This is a genomic window from Mesorhizobium sp. M0514 (assembly GCF_040321145.1).
Classification (GTDB): domain Bacteria; phylum Pseudomonadota; class Alphaproteobacteria; order Rhizobiales; family Rhizobiaceae; genus Mesorhizobium.
In genome coordinates this window covers 1-15,129 of record NZ_JAMYQZ010000004.1, presented here as the reverse complement: position 1 = coordinate 15,129, position 15,129 = coordinate 1, and the positions used below count along the sequence as shown (strand labels likewise).

The following is a 15,129-nucleotide window of genomic DNA, read 5'->3' as shown; positions in this document are numbered from 1 at the left end:
ACTGAACCACTGACCTTGCGAATGAAAAGTCCCTAACGGAATTTAAGGTTTCGGCCGCTAGTCTGCGCCAAAACGTCATCATTCCCGGTGTGGATACCATGCTCGAAATCGAATCCGAAGTGATTTGGCGCTACATTCGAAATGCCGCATGGCGCACGGTTTCGATCGCCCGCTCGGATGCATCGCTCTACCTGTTCATTGGCATCTACACTGCAACGGGGCTGGGGTTTCTGGCTTGGGTCGGCGCGCTCCATCGCACCGCATACCAGACCTACGTGCCGATATGGCTTATGGTTTTCGGTTTCGTGCTGCCGGCGGTATCGCTTCTCCTGGAAACCGGCTGGCTTTTGCATCGATTTGAGCGTCGGCGGAAATTTGCTGCGGGCAAGATGTTCTCAGCCGAGCGGATGGCGGTTCTCTTTTCCGGCATATGTCTGTTGATGGGCATCATGATTTTCCAAAGCACCTTCACCTCGGTCAAGAACGGCATGTCCGTCCTGTGGAAAGGTTTCCCCTATGATCGCGCCTTGGCAGATATCGATGCCTATCTGCATTTCGGCACTGATCCGTGGCGATGGCTCTACGTTATCGGCAAGCATGACTGGGTACGGGAATCCGTCGGATGGAACTACGACATGCTGTGGTTCATCATTTGCTACAGCATGCTGTTTTTCATGGTCACGTCACCACGCACCACGCATCTGAAGAGACGCTATGTGCTGTCCTTCATGGTGGTGTGGGTAGTCGTCGGAAACATCCTGGCCGGGCTGTTCATGTCGGCCGGACCGGCGTTCTACGGCTATGTCACCGGCGATGTGCCACGCTTCGGTGAACAGCTTTCGTTTCTTGCGCAAAGCCCGTCGGCGAGTTCCGCCGCCGTGTACCAGCAGTATCTGTGGACGCTCCAGACCGAGGGTGTGACTGGACTCGCGTCGGGAATATCGGCATTTCCAAGCGTTCATGTCGCCTTGATCACCCTGAATGCGGTATATACCTGGGAGTACGACCAGCGGTTGGGCGCCATCGCATTTCTGTATGTCGCCTTCATAGTCGCGAGTTCGGTCTATCTTGGTTGGCACTATGCGATCGATGGTTATGCGGCGGTCGCGCTCACGATCGCCCTATGTGCGGCCGTCCGCAAGCTGGTACCCGACGGCGAAATCCTGATGCCAGGCCCGGCCCGGCAATCGGCGGCTGGCGGCAGCCGCCCGGAGGCGGCGGTCACAGTTTCCTGAGCGCCACTTCCTCGACCAAATGATTGGCGCCCTTGCGCAGGATGAGGTCGGCGCGCGCCCGTGTCGGCACGATGTTCTCGCGCAGGTTTTTCAGGTTGATGTTGGCCCACAAGCCTTCCGCAATGGCACGCGCGGCGTCTTCCGAAAGCTGCGAATAGCGGTGGAAGAAGGAGTCCGGATTGCGGAAGGCCGTCTCGCGCAGCCGCATGAAGCGGGCGATGTACCATTGGTGGATCAGCTTTTCGTCGGCGTCGATATAAATGGCGAAATCGAAGAAATCCGACAGGAACGGCACGATCTTGCCGTCCTTCGGCAATTTGCCGGGCTGCAGAACGTTGATGCCTTCGAAGATCAGAATGTCTGGCCGGTCGATGGTGACGAACTCGCCGGGAATGACGTCATAGGTCAAATGCGAATAGACGGGCGCGCGGACATTGCGCTGCGCCGACTTGATGCCCGAGAGGAAACGCAGCAGCGCACCGACATCGTAGCTGTCGGGAAAGCCCTTGCGCTCCATCAGATTGTCTCGTCGCAACACCTTGTTGGGTAAGAGAAAACCGTCGGTGGTGATGAGATCGACCTTGGGGCTCGACGGCCAGCGCGCCAGAAGCTCCTTCAGCACGCGCGCCGTGGTCGATTTGCCGACCGCAACCGAACCGGCAATGCCGATGATGAACGGTGTCTTGACCACATCCAGCGCGTTGAAGAAGGCCTGGCGCTGGCGAAACAGCAACTGGCTGGCCTCGACATGCGCCGAAAGCAGCCGCGAGAGCGACAGATAGATGCGCTTGACTTCTTCCAGGTCGACCGGATCGTTCAGCGAGCGCAGACGGTTGATCTCGTCTTCGCCCAGCGTCATCGGCGTGTCGGCGCGGAAGTTCGACCATTGCTCGGCCGAGAAGAAACGATAGGGGGAATATTTCTCGGTCGGAGCGAGCTGGTCCATCGAGTTTCCTGCCCTCTAGAGCATGAGGCCGAAAAGTGTGAAGCGTTTTTCGGGCGACATCATGCTCCCTCTGTCAATTTAGAGACGGATTCAGATTTAAGGCCTCGGCCCGAAATCATCCGGCTCTAGCGGTCAGCCTTTCGGCCGGGATGCCTTTTCAGTGACGCCCGAACGGCCGGTGCGGCCCTCAAGCTCCTTCAGCACCTCGCCTAGCGAAACGCCGGCGATGCCAAGCACGACGAGCCAATGATATATGAGATCGGCACTTTCGGAAACGAGAGCATTTTTGTCGCCTTTGACGGCGGCAATCACCGTCTCGACTGCCTCTTCACCAAGCTTCTGCGCCGCCTTGTCGATGCCTTTGGCGAACAGTTTTGCCGTCCACGAGTCCGGGTCGCCGGAACGGGCGCGTTCGCCAATGATCGTTTCCAGATCGGACAGCGAAAATTCAGCCATGGCGCAGCCTACAGCCTTTGTGGAGTGGATTGAACCGGATAGTCCAGCCGCATCGGCAGCCCGGCCTCGGCCATATGCGCCTTGGCTTCCGCAATCGTGTAAGTGCCGAAATGGAAGATCGAGGCGGCGAGCACGGCGCCGGCATGGCCGTCGCGAATGCCCTCGACCAGATGGTCGAGCGTGCCGACGCCGCCCGACGCGATGACTGGCACGCGAACCGCATCGGCTATCGCGCGGGTCAGCGCAATGTCGTAGCCGGCCTTGGTGCCGTCGCGGTCCATCGAGGTCAAAAGAATCTCGCCGGCGCCGCGATCGACCATTTTTCGCGCAAACTCGACCGCATCGATGCCGGTCTTTTCACGGCCGCCATGGGTGAAGATCTCCCAGCGGCCGGGCTCTTTGGGCGCCGACACCTTCTTGGCGTCGATGGCGACGACAATGCACTGGTTGCCGAACTTGTCGGCGGCTTCGGCGACGAAATCGGGGTTCTTCACCGCCGCAGTGTTGATCGACACCTTGTCGGCGCCGGCCAGCAACAGTTTGCGAATATCGGCCACCTGGCGCACGCCGCCGCCGACGGTCAGCGGCATGAAGCATTGTTCGGCGGTGCGGGCGACGACGTCGAAGATGGTTTCACGGTTGTCGGACGACGCGGTGATATCGAGAAAGCAAAGCTCGTCAGCGCCGGCCGCGTCATAGGCTTTGGCCGCCTCGACCGGATCACCGGCATCGATGAGGTCGACGAAATTGACGCCCTTGACGACGCGGCCGTTCTTGACGTCGAGGCAAGGGATGACTCGGGCCTTCAGCATCAGCCCTTCTCCATCGTCGCCAGCAACTCGCTGAGCAGTTCGCCGACCAGCGGCGGAACCTCGGCCTGCGCATCGAACGCCGGATCGTAGGCGGAAATGGTGATGCCGGAAATCGGCAGCAGGCCGGCCATGCCGCAGACAGCCTGGCGCAGCTGTTTCGGCTCCGGGCCGCCGGGCGTGGTGTAGCGGTTGACCTGCAGCGCCCCGGGGTCGTGCACGTCGAGATCGAGATGCAGGTGCACCCGCTTCGCATCCGGCGCCTTCAGCCTGCCGCTCGCCGTCGCCCAGTCCGGGCATTCGGTGCGGATGACCGGCAACGTCTTCAACAGCTCCGTTTCGGCCGGATCGAGATCGCGCGCGTTGACCAGCACGCAGCGCGCCGGATCGATCGGCCTGAAGCCGGGGATGGCCGAGGCCATCGGCTTCCAGCACAGGCCGAGAACCGTGGCCAGCGCCATGCCGTCGAGAAAGCCGAAGATGGACGTCTCCGGCGTGTTGAGATCGCCATGCTGGTCGGCCCAGATGATCGCATCGGCATCCTCGCCGGCAACCGCACCGGCCGATGTCAGGCAATTGCCGGCCAGCACGATGGGAAACCGGCCGCGGTCTATGGCGATGCGGACCTCGCCGGAGACGGCACCGCACACGGCAAAGCCGGTGGCGATCTCGCGCTGCTGTTCGTCGCCAACCCTGCCGATATCGGTGACGACGACGTCATGCCCGGAGAGCGTCAGCGCGTCGACAAGCCCGCCGGCGATGAGTGCATCCGGGCCTCGGCCCATGCCGCCGTGATAGTGGCCGCTGTCATAGGAGGCCAGGATGATGGAGATTTTCACGGCCGGGTCTCCATCGCCTTGCCCTGCAGCACCGCCAGCGCCTCGGCCGGATCGATGCGCCCGTCATAGAGCGCGCGACCGGAGATGGCGCCTTCCAGTTTCTTCGCGTCGGGCATGGTCATGCGCACGATGTCGGCGATCGAAGCCAGCCCGCCCGAGGCGATGACCGGGATCGAGACCGCGTCGGCGAGATCTATCGTGGCATCCCAGTTGATGCCGGTCAGAACGCCGTCGCGGTCGATATCGGTGTAGATGATGGCGGCAACGCCGGCGCCTTCGAATTTCCGCGCCAGTTCGATGACGCCGAGGCTGGAGGCCTCGGCCCAGCCTTCGACCGCCACCTTGCCGCCCTTGGCGTCGATGCCCACGGCGATCTTTCCAGGAAATTCCTTGCAGGCTTCCCGGACCAGGTCGGGATCGCGCACCGCCACCGTGCCGAGGATGACGCGGGCCAGCCCGCGGTCGAGCCAGTCCTCGATCTGCGCCAGCGTGCGGATGCCGCCGCCGAGCTGCACCGGGTTTTTCGTCGCCTTGAGGATGGCGCCGACCGCCGCGCTGTTGACGCTCTGGCCCTTGAAGGCGCCGTTGAGGTCGACGACATGCAGCCATTCAAACCCTTGCTCTTCGAAGGCCTTGGCCTGGGCCGCAGGGTCGTCATTGTAGATGGTCGCGGTCGCCATATCGCCGTGCTTCAGCCGCACGCACTTGCCGTCCTTGAGGTCGATGGCCGGAAACAGGATCACCGTTCAGACCCCTTCCACAATGGCGAAATGCGAGGTCGAATAAGCGCGCCGGAATTTCAGCGCTGCCTGGTATTCGGGAGAATGGAAGCAAGCCAGCGCGACCTCGTAGCTTTCGAACTCGACGATCACATGGCGATTGCCGGATGGCTCTTCCGGGCTTGACGACTGACCGCCTCGCGTCAGGAATTTCGCGCCGTATTTGTCGAACGCCGCTTTGTTGGCGGCGATGTATTTCGGATAGTTTTCCGGATCGGTCACATCGACCATCGCCATCCAGTAGCCCTTCTTGCTCATCTCAAGGCCTCCAGCGCAGGAAGTTGGTGATCAGTGCCAGGCCGAGCGCCTGGCTCTTTTCCGGATGGAATTGCGTGCCGGCAAGGTTACCGCGCGCGACCGCCGCCGTTACCGGGCCGCCATAATCGGCGACGGCCAGCACTTCGTCCGGCCTTGTCGCGTCGAGATGGTAGGAATGAACGAAATAGGCGTGCAGACCCTTAGGCCCGGTCGCAATACCCGAAAACAGCGGGTGCTTGCGCTCCAGATCGATGGTGTTCCAGCCGATTTGCGGGATCTTCAGTGCCGGATCGGCGGGCGTGATCTCCTTGACGTCGCCGGCAATCCAGCCGAAGCCCTTGGTCACGGTCTTTTCCAGGCCGCGCTGCGACATCAGCTGCATGCCGACGCAGATGCCGAGGAACGGCCGCGCCTTGGCGATCGCTACCTCTTCCACCGCTTCCCACATGCCGGCGACGCCGCGCAGGCCCGCCGCGCAATCGGCATAGGCGCCGACGCCGGGCAAAACGATTCGGTCGGCGCTGCGCACCCGCTCGGCGTCGGCGGTTAGCTCAATGGCAGCGGCAATGCCGGCTTCATGCGCGGCGCGCTCGAAGGCCTTGGTGGCCGAGCGCAGATTGCCCGACCCGTAATCGATGATGGCAACCCGCATCTCAGGCTTTTCCCGGCGTATGGCTCAGGCCCAGCGTCAGCCCGGTCTGCGTCGGCCGGGCCAGGCTGGCGTCCGGCACGATGCGCGGCAGCGGCGCCGGCTCGTCGGCAAGCGCCTGGGCGTCCAGTGTCTGGCGGATGTCGGCATCGTCAGGATTGTCGGCTTCGACGACGCCCCATTCATGCCAGCCGCGGCGGCGCAGCGCTGCGATCCGCAGCCCTTGGCCTTCCAGCCCGATATAGAGCGAGACCAGTAAAGACAGTGCGGAGCCGGCCCAGTCCAGTCCCAGCCATTGGCCGAGCACCGAGATGAGCCCCATGGCGACGAAGGCGAGCGCCGCCTCGATCCACAGCCTGTGCCAGGCGAGCCACAGCGGCGCCACCAGGAAAGCCAGCCAGGAAAAACCGTCGCGGACCAAAACGGTTGCGTCGGACGCCTCGGTGCGGCCTGGCGGTTCCATCACGACATAGATGGCCATCAGCCTACCCTTTCAGAGATCCCTTGGTGGAGGGAACCGCTTCCGGCTGGCGCGGGTCGCGCTCCAGTGCGAAACGCAGCGCGCGCGCCACCGCCTTGAAGCAGGTCTCGGCAATATGGTGATTGTTGGCGCCATAATGATTGGTGACATGCAGCGTGATACCGGCATTCTGCGCCAGCGCCTGGAAGAATTCACGCACCAGTTCGGTGTCGAACGTGCCGATCTTGGGCGACGAGAAGGCGACATTCCAGACCAGGAACGGACGGCCCGACACGTCGATCGCGGCCCGCGTCAGCGTCTCGTCCATGGCAAGGTCGACAGAGGCGTAGCGCATGATGCCGCGCCGCTCGCCCAGCGCCTTGGCCAGCGCCTGGCCGATCGCAATGCCGGTGTCCTCGACCGTGTGGTGGTCGTCAATGTGCAGGTCGCCCTTGGCCTTCACCGTGATGTCGATCAGCGAGTGGCGCGACAGCTGGTCCAGCATGTGGTCGAAGAAGCCGACGCCGCTCGACATGTCGGATTTTCCGGTGCCGTCGACATGGACCGAGACGCTGATCTCGGTTTCCTTGGTCTTGCGGCTGACTTCGGCGGAACGGGACGCCATGACCTTGTCCTTGGCTGAGGGGTTCGAAACTCAAGACGGGGTTCCAAGCTGTCATTTGCTTGAAAACGAAAGCCTTCTAGCAGCATGATCCGGCGATAGCCAGTTGCGATGCGGATCGCTATCGGCCGTGGCGGAGGCGGTTTGCAATCGTTAGCCCCATGCATACATATGGCCGATCGAAATCCCGCGCCAATCGCCTCATCGGGATCGCGCGAATCGGAGCAGCAGATGTCCAATGAACTGAGTATGCACGCCACGACCATTGTGACGGTGCGCAAGGGCAACAAGGTGGTGATCGCCGGCGACGGCCAGGTCAGCCTTGGCCAGACCATCATGAAAGGCAACGCCAAAAAGGTGCGCCGCATCGGCAAAGGCGGCAATGTCATTGCCGGTTTCGCCGGCGCCACGGCGGACGCTTTCACCCTTCTGGAGCGGCTCGAAGCCAAGCTCGAACAATATCCGGACCAGTTGACGCGCGCCTGCGTCGAGCTCGCCAAGGACTGGCGCACCGACCGTTATCTGCGCCGGCTGGAAGCGATGATGCTGGTGGCCGACAAGTCGGTTTCGCTGGCGCTCACCGGCACCGGCGACGTGCTGGAGCCCGAATTCGGCGTCATGGCCATCGGTTCCGGCGGCAACTATGCGCTGGCCGCTGCCCGCGCGCTGATGGATAGCGACAAGGATGCCGAGGAGATCGCCCGCAAGGCGATGCAGATCGCCTCCGACATTTGCGTCTACACCAACAACAACTTTGTTGTCGAAACGCTCGATGCCGGCTAACCCGCCGGTGCTCTATGATTTTCGACCGGTTACCGAAAAAGACCTGCCGATGATCGCCGGCTGGCTGGCCGAGCCGCATGTCGCCGAATGGTGGGACGACCCCGAGACGGAAATTGCCGGTATCAGGGAGAACATCGACTCGATTTCGGTCGAGCCGCTGATCGTCGAGCTCGAGGGCAGGCCGATCGCCTATCTGCAGAGCTACGATCCGCATCTGGAGGACGGCCATCCCTATGCCGACCAGCCGTTCGGCACGCTCGGCATCGACCTGTCGATCGGCGTGCCGGACCTGGTTGGCAAAGGTCATGGCTCGGCTATCGTCAGGCAATTCGTCGAGCAACTGTTCGAGGAAGGCGCGCCGCGCGTCATCATCGATCCGCATCCCGACAATGGCCGCGCCATCCGCGCCTATGAAAAGGCGGGCTTCAGGGCTATCGATCGCAGACACTCTAGATATGGGGACGTCGTGCTGATGGCCGTCGATGCCGAAGAGAGCGACGCGGAAGAAGGGGAATGAGTTGATGGCGACACCGGGCACTGCCAAAAATTACTCGGCCTATGAAGACAGCTGGCGGATGGGGCTTCTGCTCGTGCTCGCTCTGCTCATCTTCCAGGCCGGCGCGCTTTACGGCATGGGCCGCACGCCGATCTGCACCTGCGGTTACGTCAAACTCTGGCACGGTGTGGTGAACAGTTCGGAGAATTCCCAGCATATTTCCGACTGGTACACGTTCTCGCACATCATCCACGGCTTCCTGTTCTACGCCTTGGCCTGGTTCCTGTTCCCGCGCTCGCCAATCGGTCTGCGCCTGGCATTCGCCGTCGTCATCGAGGGCGGCTGGGAACTCCTGGAAAACAGCCCGTTCATCATCGAGCGCTACCGCGCCGGCACCATCTCGCTGGATTACTATGGCGACTCGATCATCAATTCGGTGTCCGACACGCTGGCCATGGTGCTGGGATTTGTGATGGCGCGAAAGCTACCTATATGGAGCATCGTCGGCCTCGCCCTCATCTTCGAACTGGGTGTCGGCTACCTCATCCGGGACAATCTGACGCTCAACGTGATCATGCTGCTGCATCCGTTCGAGTCCATCAAGCAGTGGCAAAGTGGAATCTAGTGATATGACCACCTTCTCTCCCCGTGAAATCGTTTCGGAACTCGACCGCTTCATCATCGGCCAGAAGGACGCCAAGCGCGCCGTGGCCATTGCCTTGCGCAACCGCTGGCGCCGCCAGCAGCTGGAAGGCCAGATGCGCGAAGAGGTGATGCCGAAGAACATCCTGATGATCGGCCCGACCGGCGTCGGCAAGACCGAGATCTCGCGCCGCCTGGCGCGACTCGCCGGTGCGCCCTTCGTCAAGGTCGAGGCCACCAAGTTCACCGAAGTCGGCTATGTCGGCCGCGATGTCGAGCAGATCATCCGCGACCTGGTCGAGATCGCCATCGGCCTGGTGCGCGAGAAGATGCGCGAGGACGTGAAGGCGCGCGCGCACCTCAATGCCGAGGAGCGCGTGCTGGAAGCCCTGGTCGGCAAGACGGCGAGCCCGGCGACCCGCGATTCCTTCCGCAAGAAGCTGCGCGACGGCGAGCTCGACGAAAAGGAGATCGAGATCGAGGTTGCCGACACCGGCACCGGCGGCATGCCCGGCTTCGAGATCCCCGGCATGCCGGGCGCTAATATCGGCGTGCTCAACATCAACGACATGCTGTCGAAGGCGATGGGTGGCAAGAAGACCAAGGCGCGCAAGACGACGGTCAAGGAGTCCTACGCGCTGTTGGTCAACGACGAGTCCGACAAGCTGCTCGACCAGGACGAGGTGGTGCGCCGGGCGCTCGACGCGACCGAAAATGACGGCATCGTCTTCCTCGACGAGATCGACAAGATCGCCTCGCGCGAAGGTGGCATGGGCGCCGGCGTCTCGCGCGAAGGCGTGCAGCGCGACCTGCTGCCGCTGATCGAAGGCACGACGGTGGCGACCAAATATGGGCCGTTGAAGACCGACCACATACTGTTCATCGCCTCGGGCGCATTCCATGTCTCGAAGCCCTCCGACCTGTTGCCGGAATTGCAGGGCCGCCTGCCGATCCGTGTCGAGTTGCGGGCGCTGGAGAAGGACGATTTCATTCGCATCCTCACCGAGACCGAGGCGAGCCTGATCAAGCAGTATATCGCACTGATGAAGACCGAAGGCGTCGATCTCACCTTCACCGACGACGCCATCGATTCGCTGGCCGGCATTGCCGTCGACCTCAACGCCAGTGTCGAGAACATCGGCGCGAGACGCCTGCAGACGGTGATGGAGCGTGTGCTGGACGAGATCTCCTACGACGCGCCGGACCGCAACGGCACCAGCGTCGCCATCGATGCCGCCTATGTGGAAAAGCATGTCGGCGACCTCTCGCGAAACACAGATTTGTCGCGATTCATCCTTTAAACGAGGGCGCCGGTTCATCCGGCGCCGGTATTAGAGCGCCGCGCGTCCTTTGGACACGCAAAGGTCGCTCTAGCAGTATTGAATCGATGCATCGGACTTTCCAAAAATCGGTTTCGATCTTTGGGCCGATGCTTAGGCAACAATCCGGCTAACAGCTTGATGTGTGGCCGGATGGTATCATCGGGCCACCTTTCGTCTTGCCGGGTGCAAGGGCGCTCTCGACTCAACCGGGAGCACTCCCTAGTTTGCGCGGCAATTCTCTAGACGCAATTCCGGACGGAAAGCCGTTTCACACTTTCCTGGAATTGCTTGGGCGGCGGCGCATGAAAAAACTGATCCTTGTCATTCTCGGCTTGACGCTGGCGGCGACGCTGTTCGCGGCTGACGCGGCGACATTGGTGCCGGCGGGCAACCGCAATGTCGTGCAGCCCGACATACCGGGCGCCTCCAGCCGCCGCACCCAGGCGACCAACACCACCTTCCAGGCCAAATACCGCAAGGTCTACGCCTTGCTTCAGAACGACGTCGAACTGCGCGCCAAGATCAGGAAGGCCGCCGCTGCCTACGGCATCAATCCTTTGCACATCGTCGGCGCCATCGTCGGCGAGCACACCTACAATGTCGACGCCTACGACCGGCTGCAGACCTACTACGTCAAGGCGATTTCCTACCTCTCCAGCAAGCTGTCCTTCGCCTATGACGGAGAGGACATCACCGATTTCGTGCAGCGGCCGGAATTCAAGAAGTGCACGATGTCGGACAGCTACGACCTGTGGGAATGCCGCGAGCAGGTGTGGAACCGCTCCTTCCGCGGCAAGACCGTCGGCGGCACAAGCTTTCCCAACGACCGCTTCGGCGCAACCTTCTTCCAGCCCTACTATGCCGGCCAGACCTTTGGCCTCGGCCAGCTCAACCCGCTGACCGCGCTGCAGATGAGCGATCTCGTGCACAAGGTGTCGGGGCTGCCCGAGCTCGATGTCGGCGATCCCAATGGGGTCTACAAGACCATCATGGATCCGGACCTGACATTGCCCTACGTCGCAGCGACGATCAGGAAGTCGATCGACGCCTACAAAAACATTGCCGGCTTCGACATCTCAGGCAATCCGGGGCTGACCGCCACGCTCTACAATGTCGGCAATCCCGAGCAGCGCGCCTATGCGCTGAAGGCCGAGAACGACAAGCGCCGCGCGGCGGGTGAGGCGGTCAAACTGCCCGAGGAGAATTATTACGGCTGGCTGGTCAACGACAAGCTGGACGAGCTGAAGGCGCTGTTTTAGCGGGCTTAGCTCAGCCGTCTACCTCCCCCTTTGTGGGGAGGTCGGACCGCAGGTCCGGGTGGGGGCCGGTGCCGCACCCCGCCCCGCTGCTTCGCAGCGACCCTCCCCACAAGGGGAGGGTAAGTCAGTCCTTCACGCTGCCAGCAACGACTTCAGCTTCACATCCGGCGACCCCAACGCCTCCGGCGCCGGCCTAGCCCGCTTGGCGATCAGCATCTCGGCCAGCCTGATGTCGCGCGCCACGGCATTGCCCGTACCGAGGCCGCTCGCCGCCACCAGCCTGCCATCCTCGGCCAGATGAAACAGAATAAAAGCACCGTCGCCGAGATCGCGGCGGACCGTGCTTTTGCCCTCGTCCGAAAGGCCGGCGACCTGCAGCGACAAACCATACTGATCCGACCAGAACCATGGCACCGCGGCATGCGCTTCGCGGGCGCCCAGCATGTTCTTCGCGGCCAGCGCACCCTGTTCCTGCGCATTGCGCCAGGCTTCCAGCCGCACCCGCCGGCCAGCATAGACAGCGAGCGGAAACGAGCAGCAATCGCCGGCGGCGAAGATGTCGGGATCGATTGTTTGGAGTTCGCCATTGACGGCGATGCCGTTATCGACGGTCAGGCCCGCTTCCGCGGCAAGCCCGGTCACCGGCACGGCGCCGATGCCGATGACGGCGAGATCGGCGACGATGTCCTGCCCATCGGCGAGCATGATGTGCACCTCAGCGCCGTCGTCGGCGATATCAGCGATGCCCTGACCGGTGAGCACGGTCACGCCTTCGGCCTCATGCGCCTGATGGATGATTTCAGCGATCTCCGCCGGCACCCCGCGCAGGAGGATGCGCGGCTGCGCCTCAATGACGGAGACGGCAGCCCCTGCCTTGCGCGCCGAAGCGGCGAGCTCCAGGCCGATAAAGCCACCACCAATGATGGCGATGCGGTTTGCCGGGCTGAGGTGGGCGCGAATGGCCAGCGCGTCGGCAAAGGTGCGGAGGTAGACGCAGCGCGACCCCAATCCCGGCATCGGCAGCTTGCGCGGTGTCGAGCCGGTCGCCAGCAGCAGCTTGTCGTAGGGCAGGGCCGAACCGTCCGACAGCCGCACCATATGCGCCGGGCGGTCGATCGCCACCGCTTGAACGGAATGGATATGCCGGATCGATTTCTCGGCCAGAATTTCGTCGCTGGCGATCGTCTTGATCTCGGCCGCGTCGCTCGTCATTGCGTCCTTGGACAGGGGCGGCCGCTCATAGGGCAGATGGGGTTCGTCACCCACCAGCGTCACCGGCCCGTCATAACCCAGCTCGCGCAGTGTCAGCGCTGCCCGCCCGCCGCACTCGCCGGCGCCAATGATGACCATTCCCGCGTGCATGGTCCTACCCGATCTGGATCAGCACTTTGCCGGCCTCGACCTTTACTGGATACGTGGCGAGATTGACGCAAACCGGCGCGCCGCGTGCCGCCCCCGTCTTGTAATTGAAGCGGCCATTGTGCTTGGGGCACTCGATGATGTCATCCATCACCAGCCCGTCGGCCAGATGCACCTTTTCGTGCGTGCACAGGCCATCGGTGGCGAAGTAGTCGTCATCGGGGCTGCGATAGATGGCGAAGGTGCGGCCGCCATGATCGAAGCGCATCACATCTTCTTCGTCGATGTCGCCGGCGGCGCAGGCTTCGATCCAGTCGCTCATGTGTTCCTCCCAAAAGCAATTCCAGGAAAAGTGCGTTGCGGTTTTCCGTTCGGAGTTGCGTCAAAACAAAAGCTTAATCGCGCGATCATTCCGCCGCGGCGGCGACGACGTCGTTGTGGAATTCCTCGCGGTACGGCCGCGCCGTCGGCGGCAATTCGCGCTTGAGGAAATAGTCTTCGTTGCGCAGCTGGCGCAAAAAGGCCGGGATCATCTCGCGGTAGCCGGCCAGGATCGACGGCGTCGGCGCCGGCAGATCGTGCTTGATCAGCGCATGCAGTTTGGGCAGCGCATGATAGGGCACCATCGGGAACATGTGGTGTTCGACGTGATAGTTCATGTTCCAGTAGATGAAGCGGCTGACCGGGTTCATGTAGACGGTGCGGCTGTTCAGCCGGTGGTCGATGACATTTTCCGCGAGCCCGCCATGCTGCAGCAGGCCGACCATGACATGATGCCAGGCGCCGTAGAGCCGGGGCAGCCCGACCAGCATCAGCGGCAGCCATGAACCGAAATAAAGCGCCAGCGCGATCGTCACGGCATAGATCGCCGTCCAGATGCGGGCGATGCGAATGGCTTTAGGCTGCTCCTGTTCGGGGATAAAAGTCTTTTCCGCCGCGCTGATATTTCCGGCGGCATTGCGCAGCATGTCCGACATCGCATGCCAGGCATCCAGCACGCCGATAAAGCCAAGCGCGACCCGGAACAGATCCGGCGGCCGCATAACGGAGATTTCCGGGTCGCGGCCGACGATGATGGTGTCGGTGTGGTGGCGGGTGTGGCTCCAGCGCCAGGTCACCGGATTGCGCATGATCATGAAGCAGGCGATCTGGTAGACCGCGTCGTTCATCCACTGCGTGCGGAAGGCAGTGCCATGGCCGCATTCGTGCCAGCGTGAATCGGTGGACGAGCCGTAGAGGACGCCATAGACGAAGAAGAACGGCACGCACCACCAGCTGCCCCAGAACCAGGCGCCGCCGGCGGCACTCAGGATCAGCGCGGCGAGCCAGATCGTGGTGTCGCGGATCGCCGGCCCATCGGAGCGCTGCATCAGCTCCTTCATCTGCTTGCGCGGAATATCGGTGTGATACCACTCGGCCGCCGACAGGCCGGTCTCGACGGCGAGCTTGGCGTCGCGGCCGATCAGGCTGTAGTCGCGCCGGGACGGTGGTGTGGATAGTGTCGCTTCCATAGGGGCTGCCTCCGTCGGCCACAGCATCCGTCAGGACGGATATGTCCATTACAGGCGCCTGTGTCCGAGCGCAAAATAGCGCCATGCGGTGATAGTCTCAATATCACAAAGATAGTTTCTATCATTTTCCATCAGAACGATGTAAGCAGTTGCAGGCACTCATGCGGGACAGTCATGGCAAAACGGCCAACCATCACCGATCTGGCGCGCATCTCCGGCGTTAGCGTCGCCACTGTCGACAGGGTGCTGAACAACCGGCTGCCGGTGCGCGAGGAAACCGCGCGCCGCGTCTATGAGGCGGCGACCGGCATCGGCTACCACGCCGCCGGGCTGATCAAGCGGCGCATGCGCCAGGAATTGCCGGAATACCGCCTCGGCTTTCTGCTGCTGCGGGGCAATGATGTTTTTTACGGCGATTTCGCGAGGGAGCTAGAAATGGCGGTCTCGCAATCGCAGCGCTTCCGCGGCGTCGCCACCATCGATTTCGCCAGCTCGCTAGCCGCCGACGAGATCGCCGCCCAGATGCGCAAGCTGGCAGCGAAATCCAGAGCAATCGCCGTTGTCGGTCCGGACCATCCGACGCTGACGGCGGTCGTGGAGTCGCTGAAAGCGAGGGGGCAACCTGTCTTCTCGCTGCTGTCCGACTTTGCCGCTGGCATCCGTGAGGGATATGTCGGCCTCGACAATCGCAAGGGCGGTCGCAC

General features: G+C 62.5%; 19 protein-coding genes. 7 read left to right on the top strand and 12 right to left on the bottom strand.

Features of this window, described 5'->3' with window-relative positions:
• The first annotated feature begins 98 nt into the window (after positions 1-98).
• Complete coding sequence (locus NKI61_RS02700; RefSeq protein WP_023681407.1) at positions 99-1,235, top strand: phosphatase PAP2 family protein; 1,137 nt, start codon at positions 99-101, stop codon at positions 1,233-1,235.
• Here the strand turns inward: NKI61_RS02700 and coaA are convergent.
• The 9 genes from coaA to hisB form a co-directional block, all read right to left on the bottom strand.
• Positions 1,222-2,181, bottom strand: coding sequence for a type I pantothenate kinase (gene coaA, locus NKI61_RS02695; RefSeq protein WP_023672313.1), 960 nt, complete (start codon positions 2,179-2,181; stop codon positions 1,222-1,224). The genes NKI61_RS02700 and coaA overlap by 14 nt on opposite strands.
• A 132-nt stretch (positions 2,182-2,313) precedes the next feature.
• Positions 2,314-2,637, bottom strand: coding sequence for a phosphoribosyl-ATP diphosphatase (locus tag NKI61_RS02690; RefSeq protein ID WP_352838799.1), 324 nt, complete (start codon positions 2,635-2,637; stop codon positions 2,314-2,316).
• 8 nt (positions 2,638-2,645) lie between these two features.
• The gene (gene hisF / locus NKI61_RS02685; RefSeq protein ID WP_352838850.1) at positions 2,646-3,452 is read right to left on the bottom strand and encodes an imidazole glycerol phosphate synthase subunit HisF; all 807 of its coding nucleotides are present in this window, start codon (positions 3,450-3,452) and stop codon (positions 2,646-2,648) included.
• The gene (locus NKI61_RS02680; protein ID WP_352838798.1) at positions 3,449-4,285 is read right to left on the bottom strand and encodes an arginase family protein; all 837 of its coding nucleotides are present in this window, start codon (positions 4,283-4,285) and stop codon (positions 3,449-3,451) included. The genes hisF and NKI61_RS02680 overlap by 4 nt, the downstream gene beginning before the upstream one ends.
• On the bottom strand, positions 4,282-5,028 hold the full coding sequence (hisA, locus tag NKI61_RS02675) for a 1-(5-phosphoribosyl)-5-[(5-phosphoribosylamino)methylideneamino]imidazole-4-carboxamide isomerase (RefSeq protein WP_023694622.1): 747 nt from the start codon (positions 5,026-5,028) through the stop codon (positions 4,282-4,284). The genes NKI61_RS02680 and hisA overlap by 4 nt, the downstream gene beginning before the upstream one ends.
• 3 nt (positions 5,029-5,031) lie before the next feature.
• On the bottom strand, positions 5,032-5,322 hold the full coding sequence (locus NKI61_RS02670; protein ID WP_352838797.1) for a DUF1330 domain-containing protein: 291 nt from the start codon (positions 5,320-5,322) through the stop codon (positions 5,032-5,034).
• 1 nt (position 5,323) lies between these two features.
• Positions 5,324-5,974, bottom strand: a complete 651-nt coding sequence (gene hisH, locus NKI61_RS02665) for an imidazole glycerol phosphate synthase subunit HisH (RefSeq protein WP_023672319.1) — start codon at positions 5,972-5,974, stop codon at positions 5,324-5,326.
• Between the two features lies 1 nt (position 5,975).
• Positions 5,976-6,452, bottom strand: a complete 477-nt coding sequence (locus tag NKI61_RS02660; protein ID WP_023828818.1) for a DUF2628 domain-containing protein — start codon at positions 6,450-6,452, stop codon at positions 5,976-5,978.
• Between the two features lie 4 nt (positions 6,453-6,456).
• Positions 6,457-7,056, bottom strand: a complete 600-nt coding sequence (hisB, locus tag NKI61_RS02655) for an imidazoleglycerol-phosphate dehydratase HisB (protein ID WP_023672321.1) — start codon at positions 7,054-7,056, stop codon at positions 6,457-6,459.
• Between the two features lie 228 nt (positions 7,057-7,284).
• Between hisB and hslV the strand changes: the two genes are divergently transcribed.
• From hslV to NKI61_RS02630, 5 genes are all read left to right on the top strand, one after another.
• Positions 7,285-7,836: an ATP-dependent protease subunit HslV gene (hslV, locus tag NKI61_RS02650; protein ID WP_023672322.1), complete on the top strand. Its 552-nt coding sequence runs from the start codon at positions 7,285-7,287 to the stop codon at positions 7,834-7,836.
• Positions 7,826-8,353 carry a GNAT family N-acetyltransferase gene (locus NKI61_RS02645; RefSeq protein ID WP_023703757.1) on the top strand — a complete coding sequence of 176 codons (528 nt, stop codon included), beginning with the start codon at positions 7,826-7,828 and terminating at the stop codon, positions 8,351-8,353. The genes hslV and NKI61_RS02645 overlap by 11 nt, the downstream gene beginning before the upstream one ends.
• Before the next feature lie 4 nt (positions 8,354-8,357).
• Positions 8,358-8,957, top strand: a complete 600-nt coding sequence (locus tag NKI61_RS02640; protein ID WP_023695986.1) for a DUF2585 domain-containing protein — start codon at positions 8,358-8,360, stop codon at positions 8,955-8,957.
• 4 nt (positions 8,958-8,961) lie between these two features.
• Positions 8,962-10,275, top strand: a complete 1,314-nt coding sequence (gene hslU, locus NKI61_RS02635; protein ID WP_023703756.1) for an ATP-dependent protease ATPase subunit HslU — start codon at positions 8,962-8,964, stop codon at positions 10,273-10,275.
• Positions 10,276-10,598: 323 nt separating this feature from the next.
• Complete coding sequence (locus NKI61_RS02630; protein WP_023732726.1) at positions 10,599-11,555, top strand: DUF1402 family protein; 957 nt, start codon at positions 10,599-10,601, stop codon at positions 11,553-11,555.
• Between the two features lie 132 nt (positions 11,556-11,687).
• Here NKI61_RS02630 and NKI61_RS02625 read toward each other — a convergent pair whose 3' ends face one another.
• The 3 genes from NKI61_RS02625 to NKI61_RS02615 form a co-directional block, all read right to left on the bottom strand.
• Positions 11,688-12,917, bottom strand: a complete 1,230-nt coding sequence (locus tag NKI61_RS02625; protein ID WP_352838796.1) for an NAD(P)/FAD-dependent oxidoreductase — start codon at positions 12,915-12,917, stop codon at positions 11,688-11,690.
• Positions 12,918-12,921: 4 nt separating this feature from the next.
• Positions 12,922-13,236: a MocE family 2Fe-2S type ferredoxin gene (locus NKI61_RS02620; protein WP_023672328.1), complete on the bottom strand. Its 315-nt coding sequence runs from the start codon at positions 13,234-13,236 to the stop codon at positions 12,922-12,924.
• An 85-nt stretch (positions 13,237-13,321) separates the two neighbouring features.
• Positions 13,322-14,425, bottom strand: coding sequence for a fatty acid desaturase family protein (locus NKI61_RS02615; protein WP_352838795.1), 1,104 nt, complete (start codon positions 14,423-14,425; stop codon positions 13,322-13,324).
• Positions 14,426-14,599: 174 nt separating this feature from the next.
• Here NKI61_RS02615 and NKI61_RS02610 point away from each other — a divergent pair.
• On the top strand, positions 14,600-15,129 hold a 530-nt coding region (locus tag NKI61_RS02610; RefSeq protein WP_352838794.1), incomplete at its 3' end, for a LacI family DNA-binding transcriptional regulator.